The sequence below is a fragment of the Klebsiella pneumoniae complex sp. WS1778 genome (assembly GCF_049472055.1).
Lineage (GTDB): Bacteria > Pseudomonadota > Gammaproteobacteria > Enterobacterales > Enterobacteriaceae > Klebsiella > Klebsiella quasipneumoniae.
In genome coordinates, this window is sequence record NZ_JBKGTJ010000002.1 from 157,356 (window position 1) to 176,819 (window position 19,464).

The following is a 19,464-nucleotide window of genomic DNA, read 5'->3' on the forward strand; positions in this document are numbered from 1 at the left end:
TTTTGCTGATGCGTATTGAGGTTAAAATGCGTCTGGTTCAGCTCTCCCGGCATTCTATCGCCTTCCCTTCTCCGGAAGGCGCCCTGCGTGAACCTAACGGCCTGCTGGCGCTCGGCGGCGATCTGAGCCCCGCGCGCCTGCTGATGGCCTATCAGCGTGGTATTTTTCCCTGGTTTTCCCCCGGCGACCCGATCCTCTGGTGGTCGCCCGATCCCCGGGCGGTGCTCTGGCCGGAACAGTTCCATCTCAGCCGCAGCATGAAGCGCTTTCATCAGCGTTCGCCCTACCGCGTCACGCTCAACCACGCCTTTGGCGAGGTGATAGAGGGCTGCGCCAGCGATCGTGACGAAGGCACCTGGATAACCAGCAGCATCGTTCGCGCCTACCACCAGCTGCATGAACTGGGGCATGCCCACTCCATTGAAGTCTGGCAGGAGAATACTCTGGTGGGGGGAATGTACGGCGTGGCACAGGGGGCGCTGTTTTGCGGCGAGTCGATGTTCAGCCGGGCGGAAAATGCCTCCAAAACCGCGCTGCTGGTATTTTGCCAGGACTTTGCGCAGAGCGGCGGTAAATTAATTGACTGTCAGGTGCTGAACAACCATACCGCATCATTAGGCGCGGTGGATATTCCCCGCCGCGATTATCTGGACTATCTGTCAGTATTACGCGGCTACCGTCTGCCCGAGCGATTTTGGGTACCGCGGGTGCTATTTCCGGGCGGACAATAAAATGTTTTCAGCACATTTTGCGTCAGGATGGTATAATTGCGCGGTAGAGTAGCTTCTGCCTGTTGCCCCGCCGCCGTTTGGGAATAATAAGAGTCAGATAACGCCCATCGTTCTGTCACTCCCCTTTACGTTTGCGCCTGTCACGCGGCATGGCCGTGTGTGTCCCGGGCAATGCGCCAAAACTACTTCGGCGATTCATACCCGTCATATTTCCATTGCCGGCGTGCTGACTGCGCGCCTTGCGGCAAGGTGAATGATTCAGGGTAGACACGTAAAACTTTACTTACATGATGAACTTCGGCATTATCTTGCCGGTTCAAAACTACGGTAGTGATACCCCAGAGGACTAGATGGCCAAAGAAGACAATATTGAAATGCAGGGCACCGTACTTGAAACGTTGCCTAACACTATGTTCCGCGTAGAACTGGAAAACGGTCACGTGGTAACCGCGCATATCTCCGGTAAAATGCGTAAAAACTACATCCGCATTCTGACGGGCGACAAAGTGACTGTTGAGCTGACCCCGTACGACCTGAGCAAAGGCCGCATTGTCTTCCGTAGTCGCTGATTGTTTTCGCCCTTAAGGCGTCAGATGCTGAAGGCCGGGATAATTCCCGGTCTTTTCATTTCTACCGCCAGCAGGCAAAAAAAAACCGGCCCCTGGCCGGTTTTTTACATTGAAGATATCGCCTTAATGGGCGGCTTCCGGTTTGTGCTTCGGCGCGCTCTGGAAGTCGTAGGTCAGCGTATTTTTCGCGCTGTCCAGAGAGACCGTCACCTGCCCGCCGTCGACCAGCGAGCCAAACAGCAGCTCGTTCGCCAGCGGTTTTTTCAGGTTGTCCTGAATGACGCGTCCCATTGGACGTGCCCCCATTGCCCGGTCGTAGCCTTTTTCCGCCAGCCAGTCGCGCGCTTCCTGGCTGACTTCCAGGGAGACGCCTTTCTGATCCAGCTGAACCTGCAGCTCGACGATAAACTTGTCGACAACCTGATGGATCACCGTGGTGGAGAGGTGATCGAACCAGATGATGTTGTCGAGACGGTTACGGAACTCCGGCGTAAAGATCTTCTTGATCTCATCCATTGCGTCCGGACTGTTGTCCTGCTGGATAAGGCCAATCGATTTACGCTCGGTTTCCCGCACCCCGGCGTTGGTAGTCATCACCAGCACCACGTTGCGGAAGTCCGCTTTACGTCCGTTGTTATCGGTCAGCGTGCCGTTGTCCATCACCTGCAGCAGCAGGTTGAACACGTCCGGATGCGCTTTTTCGATCTCATCGAGCAGCAGCACCGCATGCGGATGTTTAATCACCGCATCGGTCAGCAGCCCGCCCTGGTCGAAGCCGACGTAGCCCGGAGGCGCCCCGATTAAACGACTGACGGTATGACGTTCCATATATTCGGACATATCAAAACGCAGCAGCTCAATACCCAGCGCCTTCGCCAGCTGCACGGTCACTTCGGTTTTCCCCACCCCGGTCGGCCCGGCGAACAGGAATGAACCCACCGGCTTGTGCTCATGGCCCAGCCCGGCGCGCGCCATCTTGATGGCTTCCGTCAGCGCCTCGATGGCCTTATCCTGACCAAAGACCAACATTTTCAGTCGATCGCCAAGGTTTTTCAGCGTATCGCGATCGCTGCGGGAGACGCTCTTCTCAGGGATCCGCGCAATGCGCGCCACCACGGACTCGATATCCGCCACATTGACCGTTTTCTTACGCTTGCTGACCGGCATTAAGCGCGCCCGCGCCCCCGCCTCGTCAATCACGTCAATCGCCTTATCCGGCAGATGGCGATCGTTAATGTATTTCACCGCCAGCTCAACCGCCGCACGCACCGCCTTGGCGGTATAACGCACATCGTGGTGCGCTTCGTACTTCGGCTTCAGGCCGTTGATAATCTGGACGGTCTCTTCCACCGACGGTTCGGTAATATCGATTTTCTGGAAACGGCGGGCCAGCGCACGATCTTTTTCAAAGATGTTGCTGAACTCCTGGTAAGTGGTGGAGCCAATCACCCGGATCTTGCCGCTGGAAAGCAGCGGTTTGATCAGGTTAGCCGCATCGACCTGGCCGCCAGACGCCGCTCCCGCACCGATGATGGTGTGGATCTCATCAATGAACAGGATGCTGTTGGTATCCTGCTCCAGCTGTTTCAGCAACGCTTTAAAGCGTTTTTCAAAATCGCCACGGTATTTCGTCCCGGCCAGCAGAGAACCAATATCAAGCGAGTAGATGGTGCAGTCAGCCATGACTTCCGGCACATCGCCCTGCACAATACGCCAGGCAAGGCCTTCGGCGATGGCGGTTTTACCGACGCCGGATTCCCCCACCAGCAGCGGGTTATTTTTACGCCGACGGCACAGGACCTGAATGGCGCGCTCCAGCTCTTTTTCACGGCCGATCAGGGGATCGATGCCGCCAACGCGAGCAAGCTGATTGAGGTTGGTGGTGAAGTTTTCCATACGTTCCTCCCCGCCGGCTTGCTCTTCATTGCCAGGCTGGCTTCCGCTGTTATCGGAAGACTGGCTCGGCTCATCTTTGCGTGTACCATGAGAAATGAAGTTCACCACATCGAGTCGGCTCACTTCATGTTTACGCAGCAGGTAGGCGGCCTGCGACTCCTGCTCGCTGAAAATGGCCACCAGCACGTTGGCGCCGGTCACTTCGCTGCGGCCAGAAGATTGCACGTGGAAAACGGCGCGCTGCAGCACACGCTGGAAGCTCAGCGTCGGCTGGGTGTCGCGCTCTTCTTCCGTGGCTGGCAGGACGGGTGTGGTTTGTTCGATGAAGGCTTCAAGTTCCTGACGCAATGCCACCAGGTCCACTGAACACGCTTCCAGGGCCTCACGGGCCGAGGGGTTGCTTAGCAGAGCCAGCAGCAAGTGCTCGACGGTCATAAACTCATGACGGTGCTCGCGCGCTCTGGCGAAAGCCATATTTAAACTGAGTTCCAGTTCTTGATTGAGCATAGGCACCTCCCCCAATTTTCATGCCTGAATTCAGGCTTTTTCCAGCGTACACAGCAATGGATGCTCGTTCTCCCTCGCGTACTGATTCACCATAGCGACTTTGGTCTCCGCCACTTCCGCGGTAAACACGCCACAAATCGCCTTACCTTCATAGTGAACCGTGAGCATCAGTTGCGTTGCACGTTCAACATCATAAGAAAAGAATTTTTGTAACACGTCAATAACAAACTCCATTGGAGTGTAGTCATCATTGACCAATATCACTTTATACATAGATGGCGGTTTAATCGCATCACGAACTTCGTTGTCAACCAGGTGCTCGAAGTCCAGCCAATCTCTCTTACTCATCGTCAGTGTTCATCATCGGTTGCTGTTGCCAACAGGCGGAGGCCTGTCGATGACCAGAGGTTATGCTCATCACAAATCTACAACAGATCATAGATAACTATCATCTATCGCTTCTATCCGCGACGGCTGTCACATTCCCCGGCAATAGCGTTAACTGCTTCAAATTTTGACGCATTTTTCGCCGTTCCCCCTCCTCAATCGCTTGACGCGTTTTCGTATTTCTCTAAATTGTAGTGGCGAGAGTTGGCGAGCAATTGAACAACTCGTCACTCCACCACCGGTTCATTCCATCTTACTAATAAAGATTTACGAAGGATGTCGAAGTATGGAAATGGGTACTGTTAAGTGGTTCAACAATGCCAAAGGGTTCGGTTTTATCTGCCCTGAGGGCGGCGGCGAAGACATTTTCGCCCATTACTCCACCATCCAGATGGATGGTTACAGAACGCTAAAAGCCGGACAAGCCGTTCGGTTTGATGTTCACCAGGGGCCAAAAGGCAACCACGCCAGCGTGATCGTCCCTGTGGAAGCGGAAACGGCTGCATAACTCTTTTGCTTCATTGTGTACATCCTGCTAATAAAATGCCAGTCCTTCTGACTGGCATTTTTATTTCTCATCCCGACTACTCCCGCGCCAGGGCATCCACCGGATCGAGCCGCGCCGCATTGCGCGCCGGCAGCCAGCCAAACAGCACCCCGGTTAACGTCGAACAGAGAAACGCCGTCACCAGCGCCAGCGGCGAAAAACCGATCTCCCAGCCCGGGAGAAACAGTTGCAGAATAAACGCGATCATCAGCGACAACGTCACCCCCAGCGCACCGCCGACCAGGCAAACCAGCACCGCCTCGATGAGAAACTGCTGCAGCACATCGCTGGCCCGCGCGCCAACCGCCATGCGGATGCCGATCTCCCGCGTCCGTTCGGTCACCGACACCAGCATAATATTCATTACGCCAATCCCGCCGACCACCAGGGCAATCACCGCCACCAATGTCAGGAACAGCTGTAAGGTATGTGTGGTCCTTTCGGCGGTTTTCAAGACGCTGTCCATATTCCAGGTGAATACATCTTTTTTACCATGCCGCAGCTCCAGCAGACGCAGCAGCTGTTTCTCTGCGGTTTCACTGTCGTAGCCTTCATGAACGCGCACAGTGATGGAGTTCAGCCACGACTGGCCCATTACTCTTCCCGCCATGGTGGTGTAGGGCAACCAGACGCGGAGAATTTTGCTGCTGCCGAACATCGACTGCTTTTCATCCGCAACGCCAATCACCGTGGCCGGCATATTACCCACCAGGATCACCTCGCCCACCACTTTCGCTTTATTGGGAAACAGCTGGCGACGGGTATTGCTGTCGAGCACCACCACCTGAGCCCGGCTGTTGAGCTGCAGTTCATTGAAGGTATTGCCTTCGCTAAAGGTCATGCCGTAGACATTAAAATACTGTGGACCGACCCCCTCCGCACTGGCGGCAACGTCAATATTGTTGGCGCGCAGGCGCAGGCTTTTTGAAACCGCCGGCGTGGCGGAGCGCACCCACGGCTGCTTCTGGATCGCCAGCAAATCGTCATACTTCAGCGCCTGCTGATAGCGCGGGTCGTCGTCGCCAAAATCCTTACCAGGATACACATCAATGGTATTGGTGCCGATGGCGCGAATATCTGCCAGCACCATCTGCTTGGCGGCATCCCCCACCACCACGATCGACACCACCGAGGCAATACCGATAATAATGCCGAGCATGGTCAGCAGGGTACGCATTTTATTCGCCGCCATCGCTCTCCAGGCCATCACCAGCGCTTCGCGAAAGCCGCTGGTAAACTGACGCCACGCCGAAGGCTCCGCCTGCGGACGGGCGCGCAGTCCGCCGCCCTGGCGGCTGGCGGGCGGGTTGCGGACGATCTCGCCATCGCGGATCTCGACGATCCGCTCCGCCTGAGCGGCGACCTGCGGATCGTGGGTCACAATGATGACCGTGTGCCCCTGCGCTTTTAGCTGGTGCAGGATCGCCATAACCTCTTCGCCGGAATGGCTGTCCAGCGCGCCGGTGGGCTCATCGGCGAGGATCACTTCCCCACCGTTCATCAGGGCGCGGGCGATACTGACCCGCTGCTGTTGGCCGCCGGACAGCTGCGACGGTTGATAGTCGGCGCGCTCGCCCAGCCCCAGCCGCAACAGCAGCTCATGCGCGCGCGCCAGGCGTGCCCGCCGTTCACTACCGGCATACACCGCCGGCACTTCGACGTTCTGCGCGGCGGTCAGATGCGACAGCAGGTGATAGCGTTGAAAGATAAAACCAAAGTGCTCCCGCCGCAGACGGGCCAGCGCATCGCCATCCAGCTGCGCGATATCGGTTCCCGCCACCCGATAGGTGCCGCTGGTGGGTTTGTCGAGGCAGCCAAGGATATTCATCAGCGTCGATTTTCCCGAGCCGGAGGCGCCCACGATCGCCACCATCTCCCCGGCATGGATACTGAGGGTGATCCCCTTGAGGACCTCAACGCTGCCGTCGCCGGAAGGATAGCTGCGACGAATATCACGCAGCTCGAGCAGGGCCGTCATTTTGCCGCCCCGCTCGCGCTCTCGCCGACGATCACCTCATCCCCCTCTTCAAGTCCCTGCACCACCGCGACGTCGGTATCATTGCGCGCGCCAATGACAATCTCACGCTCTTTGACCTCGCCGGTACGCAACAGCCGGACGTGGTAGCGGTTATCACCGACCGCATCACCCAGGGCGCTCAGCGGGATGGTGATCACGTTCTTCACCTCGGCCAGTTGGATATGCACCTGCGCGGTCATGTCGAGGCGCAGAATTCCCTGCGGGTTCGGGACCTCGAAGCGGGCATAATAGAAGATGGCGTCGTTGACTTTTTCCGGCGTCGGCAGAATGTCCTTCAGCTTGCCTTCATAGCGAGTTAGCGGGTCGCCCAGCACGGTAAACCACGCCTTTTGTCCCGGTCTGAGGTGGATGACATCCGCTTCGGAGACCTGCGCTTTCACCAGCATGGTGCTGAGGTCCGCCAGGGTCAAAATGTTCGGCGCCTGCTGGGCAGCGATCACCGTCTGTCCCTGCAGGGTAGTAATTTGCGTCACTTCACCAGCCATCGGCGCCAGGATCCGCGTGTAGTCGAGGTTGGTCTTCGCCGTGTCGAGCGTTGCCTGGTTGCGCTTAATTTGCGCTTCAATGGTGCCGATTTGCGCCTGTTTCACCGCCAGGTCGGTGGCCGCGGTATCGAGGTCTTGTCGCGAGACCAGCTGGCGCTGCGCCAGCTGCTGCTGACGGGCCAGGGTCACCTGCGCCAGCTTACTCTCCGCGCGCGCCTGATTGAGCTGGGCGCGCAGCTCCATCAACGTTGCCTCCACCTCTTTGATCTGGTTTTGCGCCTGCTCAGGATCGATAACCCCCAGCAGTTGATCCTTTTTGACCTTATCGCCGATATTCACGTGCAGCGTCTTCAGCTGTCCGCTGACCTGGGCGCCGACGTCAACTTTTCGCAGGGCATCCAGCTTGCCGGTGGCCAGCACGCTCTGCTGGAGATCGCCTTTGCGCACCACCAGCGTCTGGTAGTGCGGTAGCGGCGCATTGAGAATCCGCCATCCCCAGACAGCCAGACCCAGCACAACGATCGCCAACAGCCACCAGACGGTCCTGCGTTTTCCCTTCACTTTCATATTCCGATTCCTGCTGTTTCCCTGCCGCTCCAGGCGGTGATTCTATCGAAACCCGTCGGCAACAGGACACCCATTTTTCGCGCCAATGATGTTTTGTTTAGCTGCCGGAGAGCTTTGCGCCGCCGAAATTCCCGACGGCGAAGAGATTAATCAGCGCGACCGCGGGCCAGCCACAGTACCCGCGAGAACATTTTTTTCAGCAGCGTCGGCACAGCGTCCACCCCACGGCGGCCGGCTTCCATTGCCACCTCAATCGCCAGGTCCGGCTTGGATGAGCGATGGATGGCCTTGGTGATCACCCGCCGCATATTCATGGGCACATTATCCGGGATCTGCGCCACCCGGTGGTAAACGTCATCAAATCCCTGACGATACATAAAGTGTTCCATATCCAGCGCCGGCAGAGCGGTCAGATGGTCGCGCTCCAGCTCGCGATCATTATTCAGCAGACCGCGTACGGTCGCGGCATATTTTTTTCCTGCCTCATCGCCATCCACCAGCACGTGCCACTGGATCCCCATCCGGCGGGCGAATTTGATCAATGGCTTCAGGCCCGACTGGGCGAATTCAATCACTTTCACCCCTTCAGCATCAAAATGATGGCCGCACTGGCGGGCCAGCTCGTTGATAACCCAGGTTTCCGTCTCCCCCTCCACCAGCAGCCAACAGCGGGCGAAGAGCGATGAGGCGCGATTGAAGCGGATGTGAAAGGCAATGCGTCGACTCTCTTCGGCATTCATTCCGCCCGGCCCCAGCCGCCATGCCGACACCCGCGCCGATTCACGCACCAGCCGACAAACCTGCTCCACCGGCGTCAGGGACAGCAGCTCTCCGGAGTTGGTGGTGGTCACACGCTGCAACGGCAGCAAATTCAGCAGATGCCAGGCGACGGAGAGCATGATCGGGTGCAGGCGGGTCTCGGGATCCTCAATCAACAGCAGCGGCCGCGCGTCGCGATCGAGGCGCACCGTCCCTTTCGCCTGCAGCAGGGTAGCAAACAGCCCCAGCAGGATCACCCGATGGCTGCGCCCGCCGGGCTTGTCGATCATGCGGTTGATAATATCCAAATAACGCCAGCTACGCTGCTCATCATGGGAACGTCGACGCATCAGGCGATGTCGCGTCTGGGCGCTGCTTTGCTCGGCAAAGTAATGCTCCAGCAGCTGCACCATGGCCGACAACCCCTGACGGATCTGACCGTCGGATAAATTTTGCGGATGGCTGACCAGCTCTCTGGAGAGAAAATCCAGCTGGCGGGCAGTGATCTCTATCTGCGGCGAGTGCGGTACCGTCCCGTTATGAATGCGCCGCATAAAGCGCGCGTCGCGCAGGCGCAGCACCGGCATCAAACGCACCAGGTGTCTGGCCAGCTCATCGATATCCTCCAGCGCCAGCGCTTCGCCTTCGCCATCGATAAAACTGCGCAGGGTCATCACGCTGTCGTCATCGGCGAGTTCGCCTTCCAGGCGGTAGAACACCCTGTGATACCCGTCATCACAGGGCACCCAACAGCGCTGAAGCGGACGGAAACGCCGCACCCGATGGCGCCCCGGCTCGGTTTCACGAAAGGTCAGAATAATATGCAAATGGTGCTCGCGCCCCTGGATGTCGCCCGCGGGGAACCAGAAGTCATCGCGGACAAAGTGATAAAGATCGAACTCTGGCGACAAAAGCAGGGTCAGCGCATCAAGCAGACTGGACTTCCCCCACGCGTTCTCCCCGATCAGGACGTTATTTTGCTCCAGCATCAACGACAGACGATTGATACCGCGAAAACCGACGATTTCTACGCGCTCAAGAAGCATATCCCCTCCGCTACACCACCACTCTCCTTCAGTAATCAACAGTATAGCGAGGGCGGCGGCAAGATGACACTCCGCTTAATCACCTCTGCGCATCCTATTCAGGAGATTAAATATATTCATAAAATTACGCACTTATCGTCTATTAACGGCTATTGATTATTCATCAAACAAAATAGTTTTATTTCAGACGTTATGTTCTACACTATTGATAATCTTGGATGGATATAGGAAGAGTTAAACTGGCAAACGCAATCCCTTCACCTTGCCCTAAATCAAATAATATCAATATATTTAACTGGCTCTGGGATGGCGATTATCTCTAGAATAACGCCGCTTTATTTTTATCGTCGTCCCTTATCACGATAAATAAAGACCGGCACGGTCCGCTCGTGCGCGTATACATTTAAATTGAGGTGGTTATGTTCAGAAAATTAGCAGCCGAATGCTTCGGCACCTTCTGGCTTGTATTTGGCGGCTGCGGTAGCGCCGTACTTGCCGCAGCATTTCCCGAGTTGGGTATCGGTTTTGCCGGCGTGGCGCTGGCATTTGGTTTAACCGTATTAACCATGGCGTATGCGGTTGGCCATATTTCCGGCGGTCATTTCAACCCGGCGGTGACCTTAGGCCTGTGGGCCGGTGGTCGTTTCCCGGCGAAAGAGGTCATTGGCTATATTATCGCCCAGGTGGTCGGCGGAATTATTGCCGCCGCGGTGCTGTACGTGGTGGCCAGCGGTAAAGCCGGCTTTGATGCCGCCGCCAGCGGCTTTGCCTCAAACGGCTATGGCGAACACTCCCCGGGCGGCTTCTCTATGCTGTCGGCTATCGTTATTGAAATCGTACTGACCTGCGGCTTCCTGCTGGTTATCCATGGCGCTACCGATAAACACGCGCCGGCGGGCTTCGCGCCGATCGCTATCGGCCTGGCGCTGACTCTCATCCATTTAATCAGCATTCCGGTCACCAACACTTCCGTCAACCCGGCGCGCAGCACCGCGGTGGCGATTTTCCAGGGCGGTTGGGCGCTGCAGCAGCTGTGGCTGTTCTGGGTCATGCCGATCGTCGGCGGGATCCTTGGCGGCGTGCTGTACCGCACTCTGCTGGAAAAACGCGATTAATCCTTTCTAAAGCCCGGGTCTCCGGGCTTTTTCTTTCTGGCGACAGCTTTACTCGGCCCGGCTATTTGGGTAGTGTCATGAGCGCTATTCTCATCATGCAAGGGCTGCGTCGTTCATGTTCTCGGGACTGTTCATCATTCTGTTGCCGCTGGTCGTCGGCTATTTACTGCCTCTTCGTCACTCCTCTGCGCTAAAACTGATTCACCGGATGCTGAGCTGGATTGTCTATGTGATCCTCTTTTTTATGGGTATCAGCCTGGCGTTTCTCGACAATCTGGCCAGCAATCTGCTGGCGATATTGCATTACGCCGCGGTGAGCGTGGTCATCATTTTACTGTGTAATATTACCGCTCTGCTGTGGCTGGAAAGAAAAATGCCCTGGCGCAGTCTGCATCGTCAGGAGAAATTACCCTCGCGCCTGGCCATGGCCCTGGAATCACTCCAGCTGTGCGGGGTGGTGGTCCTCGGTTTTTTGCTTGGCCTGACCGGCCTGCCTTTTTTACAACACGCCACCGAAGCCAGCGAATATACGCTGATCTTTCTCCTGTTCCTCGTCGGTATTCAATTACGCAATAATGGAATGAGTCTGCGACAAATAGTCCTTAACCGCCGGGGAATGATCGTCGCCGTGGTGGTCACGATCAGTTCATTACTCGGCGGCATCCTCAACGCCTTTATTCTGGATTTGCCGCTAAAGACCGGTCTGGCGATGGCCAGCGGCTTCGGCTGGTATTCACTCTCCGGTATTTTACTGACCGAATCCTTTGGCCCGGTAATCGGCAGCGCGGCGTTCTTCAACGACCTGTGCCGCGAGCTGCTGGCCATCATGTTAATTCCGGGCCTGATTCGCCGTAGCCGCTCCACGGCGCTGGGTCTGTGCGGCGCCACTTCCATGGACTTCACCCTACCGGTGCTGCAGCGTTCCGGCGGCGTGGAGATCGTCCCTGCCGCTATCGTGCACGGTTTTCTGCTGAGCTTGCTGGTCCCGATCCTGATCGCCTTTTTTGCCGCCTGAGTACGCGCTGGCGGCAGACTTCCTGCCGCCAATTTTGCGCTAAATCAATCTCCCTTTAAGTTGTATCAGAAATACCTTTTCTCCTCACGCGCTCGGGCATAACCTTAAACATGTATATCAAATATAACTTTAAAGGTGTGACCATGTTTTGTGTGCAATGTGAACAAACCATTCGTACCCCGGCCGGCAACGGCTGCTCTTACGCGCAGGGGATGTGCGGTAAAACAGCGGAAACCTCCGATCTACAGGATCTGCTGATTGCGTCACTGCAAGGCCTCTCCGCCTGGGCGCTTAAGGCCCGCGAATATGGCATTATCGATCATGAGGTCGACAGCTTCGCCCCCCGCGCCTTCTTCTCTACGCTAACTAACGTCAATTTCGATTCTCCGCGCATCGTCGGCTATGCCCGTCAGGCGATTGCCATGCGTGAGGCGCTGAAAGCGCAGTGCCTGGACCTTGATGCCAGCGCCAAAGTTGACAGCCCGGTGGCCGACCTGCAGCTGGTCGGCGACGATCTGGGTGGCCTGCAGCGTCAGGCGGCAGACTATGCCCCGAATAAAGATAAAGCCGCTATCGGCGAGAATATCCTCGGCCTGCGCCTGCTGTGCCTGTATGGTCTGAAAGGCGCTGCGGCTTATATGGAACACGCCCACGTGCTCGGCCAGTACGACAACGCCATTTACGCCCAGTACCACAAGATCATGGCGTGGCTGGGCACCTGGCCTGCGGATATGAATGCGCTGCTCGAATGTTCGATGGAAATCGGCCAGATGAACTTCAAAGTGATGAGCATCCTTGACGCCGGCGAAACCACGAAATATGGCCACCCAACGCCGACTCAGGTCAACGTAAAAGCCACCGCAGGTAAATGTATCCTGATCTCTGGCCACGACCTGAAAGATCTCTACAACCTGCTGGAGCAGACGGAAGGCACCGGCGTCAACGTCTATACCCACGGCGAAATGCTGCCGGCGCACGGCTATCCGGAGCTGCGTAAATTCAAACATCTGATCGGCAACTACGGCAGCGGCTGGCAGAACCAGCAGGTGGAATTCGCCCGCTTCCCGGGCCCCATCGTGATGACCTCTAACTGCATCATCGATCCCACCGTCGGCGCTTACGACGATCGCATCTGGACTCGCAGCATCGTCGGCTGGCCGGGCGTGAACCACCTGGAAGGCGAAGACTTCTCCCCGGTCATTGCCCAGGCGCAGCAGATGGCGGGCTTCCCGTACAGCGAAATCCCGCATCTGATCACCGTCGGCTTTGGCCGTCAGACCCTGCTCGGCGCGGCGGATACGCTGATCGATCTGGTCAGCCGTGAAAAACTGCGCCATATCTTCCTCGTCGGCGGCTGCGACGGCGCGCGCGGGGAACGTAACTATTTCACCGATTTTGCCACCAGCGTGCCGGACGACTGTCTGATCCTGACGCTGGCCTGCGGTAAATACCGCTTTAACAAGCTGGATTTCGGCGATATCGAAGGCCTGCCGCGTCTGGTCGACGCTGGTCAGTGTAATGATGCCTATTCGGCGATTATTCTGGCGGTCACGCTGGCGGAAAAACTGGGCTGCGGCGTCAACGATCTGCCGCTGTCGCTGGTGCTCTCCTGGTTCGAACAGAAAGCGATTGTCATCCTGCTGACGCTGCTGTCTCTCGGCGTGAAAAATATCGTCACCGGCCCGACGGCGCCGGGCTTCTTCACTCCGGATCTGCTGGCTGTCCTCAATGAGAAGTTTGGTCTGCGTTCCGTGACCACCGTGGAACAAGATATGCAGCAGCTGCTGAGCGCGTAAGGAGTCCCTGATGACCATGCCAACTTCGCAATGCCCGTGGCGGATGCAGGTTCACCACATTCACCAGGAAACCCCGGACGTGTGGACCCTTTCGCTGCTGTGCCACGATTACTATCCGTATCGCGCCGGGCAGTACGCCCTGGTCAGCGTGCGTGATTCCGCGGAAACGCTGCGCGCCTACACCCTCTCCTCCACGCCGGGGGTCAGCGAGTATATTACGCTGACCGTTCGCCGCATTAACGAGGGTGCGGGTTCACAATGGTTAACCCACGAGGTCAAACGCGGCGATTATCTTTGGCTGTCCGATGCGATGGGCGAGTTTATCTGCGACGATAAAGCAGAAGATAAATTCCTGCTGCTGGCCGCCGGCTGCGGGGTGACGCCGATAATGTCGATGCGCCGCTGGCTGGCGAAGTACCGCCCGCTGGCAGACGTGCAAGTGATCTATAGCGTTCGTTCGCCGGAGGATGTGATCTTTGCCGAGGAGTGGCGCAACTATCCGGTTACCCTGGTGGCGGAGCACAACGCAACGCACGGTTTTGTCGCCGGCCGTCTGACCCTGGAGCTACTGCAGAGCGTGCCGGATATCGCCAGCCGCACCGTGATGACCTGCGGGCCAGCGCCGTATATGGAGAAGGTTGAGCAGGAGGTGGCCGCCCTGGGTGTCACCCGCTTCTTTAAGGAGAAGTTCTTCACACCGGTGGCAGAGGCCGCCACCAGCGGGCTGAAATTCACCAAACTGCAGCCGGCGAGAGAGTTTTACGCGCCGGTGGGCACCACCCTGCTCGAGGCGCTGGAGAGCAATCAGGTGCCGGTGACCGTCGCCTGCCGCGCCGGCGTCTGCGGCTGCTGCAAAACCAGAGTCGTTTCCGGGGAGTATAGCGTCACCAGCACCATGACGCTGACCGAAGATGAAATCGCCGACGGCTATGTGCTGGCCTGCTCCTGTCACCCGCAGAGCGATCTGGTTCTCGCCTGAGGTCAAAATCCCCGGTGGCGCTACCGCTTACCGGGGCTACAGCGCTGTGCGATTTGGTAGCCCGGAGAAGGCGCAATGCGCCGCCTCCGGGAAAACCCTTGGCGACAATAAACTCTCAGGCGACATGAGATAAACGCTTTCCCGGACTGAAAAGCGGCCAACCGACAACAGTATCGACTTTACGCCCCAGGACGAATGAGGCATTTTTACCGCCAGACCGACTGACCGGCCAGCGAGTAACGCCCGGCGCCCAAAAGCGCAATCGCCAGCGCGCCAACAAAGAAATAGACCAGATTCTCGATCGCCCACGCCCCCACCGCATCAAGCGCAAATGTCTTGCCGAGACCGACCATCAGCCACGCCACCACCATGGTGAAAGCCAACACCAGCGCCGCAGGGCGCGTCAGGATGCCGACAATCAACAAACAGGGGGCGACCACCTCCCCCACCAGCACACCGTAGGCGATAAACCCCGGCAACCCCTTCGCCGCCAGCATCCCGCTAATGCCGTCCACGCCATCCAGCAGCTTGTGCAAACCGTGAAACAGCATTAACCCGCCGACGGCGAGTCGTAACAAGAGTTTACCGGCGTCTTCATGCGACAGCGTTCTGTTTACTGCATTTAACAATCCCTTAACCATTTGATGTGCTTCCTGTTTTACACCCTGTGAGATCCCAGAGTATGCCCATTGCTTCAGCAATAAAACCAGCAAAAAATTGAGGGCAATCGGCAACGTAAGCTGCAGTTTCATCTAAGCTTGAAGGCGTTATCAAAAAAAGGAGATGGAGATCATGAAACAAACCGTGGCCGCATACATTGCCAAAATGCTGGAACAGGCCGGCGTGAAACGTATCTGGGGCGTCACCGGCGATTCCCTCAATGGATTGAGCGATAGCCTGAACCGCATGGGCACCATCGACTGGATGGCCACCCGGCACGAAGAGGTTGCCGCTTTCGCCGCCGGCGCGGAGGCGCAACTGACCGGCGAACTGGCGGTCTGCGCTGGTTCCTGCGGACCGGGTAACCTGCATCTGATCAACGGTCTGTTTGACTGTCACCGCAACCATGTCCCGGTGCTGGCGATTGCCGCCCACATTCCATCCAGCGAAATCGGCAGCGGCTATTTCCAGGAGACCCATCCCCAGGAGCTCTTCCGCGAATGCAGCCACTACTGCGAGCTGGTCTCCACCCCGGAGCAGATCCCGCAGGTGCTGGCGGTGGCGATGCGCAAGGCGGTGATCAACCGCGGCGTTTCGGTGGTGGTGCTGCCCGGCGACGTGGCGCTGAAGGCGGCCCCGGAGAGCGCCAGCAGCCAGTGGTATCATGCGCCGTTGCCGACGGTCACCCCGGCGGAAGAAGAGCTGCGCAAGCTGGCCCAGATGATCCGCTACTCCAGCAATATCGCGCTCATGTGCGGCAGCGGTTGCGCCGGCGCCCACCAGGAGCTGGTGGAGTTCGCGGCGAAAATTAAAGCTCCCATCGTCCATGCGTTGCGCGGTAAAGAGCATGTGGAGTATGACAACCCGTATGATGTGGGCATGACCGGGCTGATTGGCTTCTCTTCTGGCTTCCACACCATGATGAATGCCGACACCCTGATCCTGCTCGGCACCCAGTTCCCCTATCGCGCCTTCTATCCGACCGACGCCAAAATTATTCAGATCGACATTAACCCCGGCAGCATCGGCGCGCACAGTAAGGTCGATATGGCGCTGGTGGGCGACATTAAATCAACGCTGAAGGCGCTGCTGCCGCTGCTGGAAGAGAAAACCGATCGCCGCTTCCTCGATAAGGCGCTGGAGCACTATCGCGACGCGCGAAAAGGACTCGACGATCTGGCGAAGCCCAGCGAGAAGGCGATCCACCCGCAATATCTGGCGCAGCAGATCAGCCATTTTGCCGATGAAGACGCCATTTTCACCTGCGATGTCGGCACCCCGACCGTCTGGGCGGCACGCTATCTCAAGATGAACGGCAAACGCCGCCTGCTGGGTTCATTCAATCACGGCTCCATGGCCAACGCCATGCCGCAGGCCATTGGCGCCAAGGCCACCGCGCCGGAGCGTCAGGTGGTGGCCATGTGCGGCGACGGCGGGTTTAGCATGCTGATGGGGGATTTTCTGTCGCTGGCGCAGATGAAGCTGCCGGTGAAAATTATCATCTTTAACAACAGCGTGCTGGGTTTCGTGGCGATGGAGATGAAGGCCGGGGGCTATCTCACCGACGGCACGGAGCTGCACGACACCAACTTCGCCCGCATCGCCGAAGCCTGCGGGATTAAAGGTATTCGCGTTGAGAAAGCCGCCGAGGTGGATGAAGCGCTGCAGACCGCCTTCCGCACCGACGGTCCAGTGCTGGTCGACGTCGTGGTCGCCAAAGAGGAGCTGGCGATCCCGCCGCAGATCAAGCTGGAGCAAGCTAAAGGCTTTAGCCTGTATATGCTGCGGGCGATCATCAGCGGGCGCGGCGATGAAGTCATCGAACTGGCGAAAACCAACTGGCTCAGGTAAAACAGAAGCAATACTCTGAACCAGAACAAGGAATAGCCGTGATCGATCTGCGCAGTGATACCGTTACCCGCCCCGGGCGCGCCATGCTGGAAGCCATGATGGCCGCCCCGGTCGGGGACGATGTGTATGGCGACGACCCTACCGTCAATGAACTTCAGCGCTACGCCGCCGACCTGGCCGGCAAAGAGGCGGCGCTGTTTCTGCCCACCGGCACCCAGGCCAACCTCGTCGGCCTGCTCAGCCATTGCCAGCGCGGCGAAGAGTATATCGTCGGCCAGGGGGCGCATAACTATCTGTACGAAGCCGGCGGGGCGGCGGTTCTCGGCAGTATTCAGCCGCAGCCGATTGACGCCGCGGCAGACGGTTCGCTGCCGCTGGATAAAGTCGCAGCAAAAATCAAACCTGACGATATCCATTTTGCCCCGACCCGCCTGCTGAGTCTGGAAAACACCCATAACGGTAAGGTGCTGCCTCGCGACTATCTGCAGGAAGCCTGGGCGTTTACCCGCCAGCGCAATCTGGCGCTGCACGTCGACGGCGCGCGCATCTTTAACGCCGTGGTGGCCTACGGCTGCGAGTTACGCGATATCGCCCAATACTGCGACTCCTTCACCATCTGTCTGTCAAAGGGGCTTGGCGCCCCGGTAGGCTCGCTGCTGGTCGGTAGTGAGGCGTACATTCGTCGCGCCGTTCGCTGGCGGAAAATGGTCGGCGGCGGGATGCGCCAGGCGGGCATTCTGGCCGCCGCCGGGCTGTACGCGCTGAAAAATAATGTGCAGCGCCTGCAGGAGGATCACGATAACGCCGCGTGGATGGCGGATCAGCTGCGCGCCATCGGCGCCGACGTTACTCGTCACGATACCAACATGCTGTTCGTTCGCGTCGGTGATGAGCAGGCCCGGGCGCTCGGCGAGTTTATGCAGGCGCGCGGCGTGCTGATCAACGCTTCGCCAGTCGTCCGTCTGGTCACTCACCTGGATGTCGACCGTCAGCAGTTGAGCGAGGTGGTCGCCCACTGGCAGGCTTTTTTACAACGCTAAGGAGTCAGGCGTGTCGCAATCTGTTCTGGTGCTCGGCGCCAGCGGCTATATCGGTCAGCATTTGGTGCGCGAGTTAAGCGCGCGGGGTTATCCAGTGCTGGCGGCGGCGCGCCATACCGACCGACTGCAAAAGCTCGATTTGCCCGGCGTCACCTGCCGGTCCGTCGATCTCAACCAACCGCAGATTCTGCCTGCGCTGCTCACCGGTATCGATACGCTTTATTATCTGGTACATGGCATGGGCGAAGGCGGCGATTTTATCGCCCATGAGCGTCGGGTGGCGACGCATGTTCGCGATGCCCTGCGCCAGACGCCGGTGCGTCAGATTATCTTTCTCAGCTCGCTGCAGGCACCAGCGCAGGAGCAGTCCGACCATCTGCGCGCTCGTCAGGTCACCGGCGATCTCCTGCGCGAGTCGGGTGTGCCGGTCACCGAGCTGCGGGCCGGGATTATCGTCGGCGCCGGCTCCGCCGCCTTCGAGGTGATGCGCGACATGGTCTATAACCTGCCGGTGCTGACTCCTCCGCGCTGGGTGCGTTCGCGTACCACCCCTGTCGCGCTGGAAAACCTGCTCGTTGACCTCGTTGAGCTGCTGAATCATCCTTCCGACGCGCACCGCGTCTTCGAAGCCGCCGGTCCGGAGGTGTTAAGCTACCAGCAGCAGTTCATTCGCTTTATGGCCGTCAGCGGCAAACACCGCCCGCTTATTCCGATTCCCCTGCCGACGCGCTGGATCTCGGTGTGGTTCCTCAATGTCATCACCTCGGTACCTCCGACCATCGCCAAAGCGCTGATTCAGGGGTTGAAGCACGATCTGATCGCCGATGACCGGACGCTGCGGGCGCTGATCCCGCAAACGCTGATCCCCTTCGATCAGGCGGTTCGCCGCACCCTGAAAGAAGAAGAGCAGCTGGTAAACTCCAGCGACTGGGGCTACGACGCCCAGGCTTTCGCCCGCTGGCGACCGGAGTACGGCTACTATCCGAAACAGGCAGGCTGCACCGTCGCCACTCCGGCGAGCCGCGAAGCTTTGTGGCAGGTTGTTAACCAAATCGGCGGTAAAGAGGGATATTTTTTCGGCAATCTGCTGTGGAAAACCCGCGGCGCGATGGATCTGCTGGTCGGCCACCGGTTGGCCAAAGGGCGACCGCAGCGCGACTATCTGCAGACCGGCGATACGGTCGACAGCTGGAAGGTGATTATTGTGGAGGAAGAAAAACAGCTCACTCTGCTGTTCGGCATGAAAGCGCCGGGGCTGGGCCGGTTAAGCTTTACCATTAACGATAAAGGCGATCGTCGTGAACTGGACGTCCGCGCCTGGTGGCACCCGCACGGTATGCCGGGCCTGGTCTACTGGCTGCTGATGATCCCGGCGCACCTGTTTATTTTCCGCGGTATGGCGCAACGCATCGCCCGGTTGGCCGAACAAATCTCAGGTAGAGTCGAAGGATAAGCATTATTCTTTCATGATTCTCA

At 58.1% G+C, this 19,464-nt stretch carries 16 protein-coding genes; 10 read left to right on the top strand and 6 right to left on the bottom strand.

Annotation, left to right across the window (positions count from 1 at the left end; translation table 11 throughout):
- The first annotated feature begins 26 nt into the window (after positions 1–26).
- Together aat and infA are read left to right on the top strand one after the other, a co-directional pair.
- Positions 27–731, top strand: a complete 705-nt coding sequence (aat, locus tag ACLEXF_RS10705) for a leucyl/phenylalanyl-tRNA--protein transferase (RefSeq protein WP_017899435.1) — start codon at positions 27–29, stop codon at positions 729–731.
- Positions 732–1,081: 350 nt separating this feature from the next.
- A complete protein-coding gene (infA, locus tag ACLEXF_RS10710; RefSeq protein WP_001040187.1) occupies positions 1,082–1,300 on the top strand; it encodes a translation initiation factor IF-1 in 219 nt (72 codons plus the stop codon).
- 123 nt (positions 1,301–1,423) lie between these two features.
- Here the strand turns inward: infA and clpA are convergent, their stop codons facing one another.
- Both clpA and clpS read right to left on the bottom strand, forming a co-directional pair.
- Positions 1,424–3,703: an ATP-dependent Clp protease ATP-binding subunit ClpA gene (gene clpA / locus ACLEXF_RS10715; protein ID WP_004201360.1), complete on the bottom strand. Its 2,280-nt coding sequence runs from the start codon at positions 3,701–3,703 to the stop codon at positions 1,424–1,426.
- A gap of 30 nt (positions 3,704–3,733) precedes the next feature.
- Entirely contained in the window at positions 3,734–4,051 is a 318-nt protein-coding gene (gene clpS, locus ACLEXF_RS10720) for an ATP-dependent Clp protease adapter ClpS (RefSeq protein WP_109938529.1), read from the bottom strand.
- Positions 4,052–4,376: 325 nt separating this feature from the next.
- On the opposite strand from clpS, the gene cspD reads away from it, so the two are divergent.
- A complete protein-coding gene (cspD, locus tag ACLEXF_RS10725) occupies positions 4,377–4,598 on the top strand; it encodes a cold shock-like protein CspD (RefSeq protein ID WP_002896516.1) in 222 nt (73 codons plus the stop codon).
- A gap of 76 nt (positions 4,599–4,674) precedes the next feature.
- Here the strand turns inward: cspD and macB are convergent, their stop codons facing one another.
- The 3 genes from macB to ACLEXF_RS10740 all read right to left on the bottom strand — a co-directional run bounded on the left by macB (position 4,675) and on the right by ACLEXF_RS10740 (position 9,532).
- Positions 4,675–6,615 (bottom strand): macrolide ABC transporter ATP-binding protein/permease MacB, encoded by a 1,941-nt coding sequence (gene macB, locus ACLEXF_RS10730; protein ID WP_032455777.1) that lies wholly within the window; start codon positions 6,613–6,615, stop codon positions 4,675–4,677.
- Entirely contained in the window at positions 6,612–7,727 is a 1,116-nt protein-coding gene (macA, locus tag ACLEXF_RS10735) for a macrolide transporter subunit MacA (RefSeq protein WP_004201357.1), read from the bottom strand. Before macA ends, macB begins: the two co-directional genes overlap by 4 nt.
- A gap of 146 nt (positions 7,728–7,873) precedes the next feature.
- Positions 7,874–9,532, bottom strand: a complete 1,659-nt coding sequence (locus ACLEXF_RS10740) for an ATP-dependent endonuclease (RefSeq protein ID WP_023320055.1) — start codon at positions 9,530–9,532, stop codon at positions 7,874–7,876.
- A 419-nt stretch (positions 9,533–9,951) separates the two neighbouring features.
- On the opposite strand from ACLEXF_RS10740, the gene aqpZ reads away from it, so the two are divergent.
- The 4 genes from aqpZ (at position 9,952) to hcr (ending at position 14,437) form a co-directional block, all read left to right on the top strand.
- Positions 9,952–10,647: an aquaporin Z gene (gene aqpZ, locus ACLEXF_RS10745; protein ID WP_004201355.1), complete on the top strand. Its 696-nt coding sequence runs from the start codon at positions 9,952–9,954 to the stop codon at positions 10,645–10,647.
- A 115-nt stretch (positions 10,648–10,762) separates the two neighbouring features.
- Positions 10,763–11,662, top strand: a complete 900-nt coding sequence (locus ACLEXF_RS10750; protein ID WP_004201354.1) for a lysine exporter LysO family protein — start codon at positions 10,763–10,765, stop codon at positions 11,660–11,662.
- 143 nt (positions 11,663–11,805) lie between these two features.
- Positions 11,806–13,458: a hydroxylamine reductase gene (hcp, locus tag ACLEXF_RS10755; RefSeq protein WP_064150680.1), complete on the top strand. Its 1,653-nt coding sequence runs from the start codon at positions 11,806–11,808 to the stop codon at positions 13,456–13,458.
- Positions 13,459–13,468: 10 nt separating this feature from the next.
- On the top strand, positions 13,469–14,437 hold the full coding sequence (hcr, locus tag ACLEXF_RS10760) for an NADH oxidoreductase (RefSeq protein WP_043522152.1): 969 nt from the start codon (positions 13,469–13,471) through the stop codon (positions 14,435–14,437).
- A gap of 206 nt (positions 14,438–14,643) precedes the next feature.
- Here the strand turns inward: hcr and ACLEXF_RS10765 are convergent, their stop codons facing one another.
- Positions 14,644–15,078, bottom strand: coding sequence for a DoxX family protein (locus ACLEXF_RS10765; protein WP_004201350.1), 435 nt, complete (start codon positions 15,076–15,078; stop codon positions 14,644–14,646).
- 151 nt (positions 15,079–15,229) lie between these two features.
- Between ACLEXF_RS10765 and poxB the strand changes: the two genes are divergently transcribed.
- Genes poxB through ACLEXF_RS10780 form a run of 3 tightly spaced genes read left to right on the top strand, consistent with a single transcriptional unit; the run spans position 15,230 to position 19,441 of the window.
- Entirely contained in the window at positions 15,230–16,948 is a 1,719-nt protein-coding gene (gene poxB, locus ACLEXF_RS10770; RefSeq protein ID WP_407259871.1) for a ubiquinone-dependent pyruvate dehydrogenase, read from the top strand.
- 38 nt (positions 16,949–16,986) lie between these two features.
- Positions 16,987–17,988 (top strand): low-specificity L-threonine aldolase, encoded by a 1,002-nt coding sequence (gene ltaE, locus ACLEXF_RS10775; RefSeq protein ID WP_004201348.1) that lies wholly within the window; start codon positions 16,987–16,989, stop codon positions 17,986–17,988.
- 10 nt (positions 17,989–17,998) lie between these two features.
- Positions 17,999–19,441, top strand: a complete 1,443-nt coding sequence (locus ACLEXF_RS10780; protein WP_065878982.1) for an SDR family oxidoreductase — start codon at positions 17,999–18,001, stop codon at positions 19,439–19,441.
- The last annotated feature ends 23 nt before the right edge of the window (positions 19,442–19,464 follow it).

Bases quoted from the DNA above. Each gene is read 5' to 3' on its own strand.
- hcr (WP_043522152.1), top strand. From the start codon at position 13,469: ATGACCATGCCAACTTCGCAATGCCCGTGGCGGATGCAGGTTCACCAC.
- poxB (WP_407259871.1), top strand. From the start codon at position 15,230: ATGAAACAAACCGTGGCCGCATACATTGCCAAAATGCTGGAACAGGCC.
- aat (WP_017899435.1), top strand. From the start codon at position 27: ATGCGTCTGGTTCAGCTCTCCCGGCATTCTATCGCCTTCCCTTCTCCG.
- hcp (WP_064150680.1), top strand. From the start codon at position 11,806: ATGTTTTGTGTGCAATGTGAACAAACCATTCGTACCCCGGCCGGCAAC.
- cspD (WP_002896516.1), top strand. From the start codon at position 4,377: ATGGAAATGGGTACTGTTAAGTGGTTCAACAATGCCAAAGGGTTCGGT.
- ACLEXF_RS10765 (WP_004201350.1), bottom strand. From the start codon at position 15,078: ATGGTTAAGGGATTGTTAAATGCAGTAAACAGAACGCTGTCGCATGAA.
- clpS (WP_109938529.1), bottom strand. From the start codon at position 4,051: ATGAGTAAGAGAGATTGGCTGGACTTCGAGCACCTGGTTGACAACGAA.
- ACLEXF_RS10740 (WP_023320055.1), bottom strand. From the start codon at position 9,532: ATGCTTCTTGAGCGCGTAGAAATCGTCGGTTTTCGCGGTATCAATCGT.
- infA (WP_001040187.1), top strand. From the start codon at position 1,082: ATGGCCAAAGAAGACAATATTGAAATGCAGGGCACCGTACTTGAAACG.
- macA (WP_004201357.1), bottom strand. From the start codon at position 7,727: ATGAAAGTGAAGGGAAAACGCAGGACCGTCTGGTGGCTGTTGGCGATC.
- ACLEXF_RS10750 (WP_004201354.1), top strand. From the start codon at position 10,763: ATGTTCTCGGGACTGTTCATCATTCTGTTGCCGCTGGTCGTCGGCTAT.
- clpA (WP_004201360.1), bottom strand. From the start codon at position 3,703: ATGCTCAATCAAGAACTGGAACTCAGTTTAAATATGGCTTTCGCCAGA.
- macB (WP_032455777.1), bottom strand. From the start codon at position 6,615: ATGACGGCCCTGCTCGAGCTGCGTGATATTCGTCGCAGCTATCCTTCC.
- aqpZ (WP_004201355.1), top strand. From the start codon at position 9,952: ATGTTCAGAAAATTAGCAGCCGAATGCTTCGGCACCTTCTGGCTTGTA.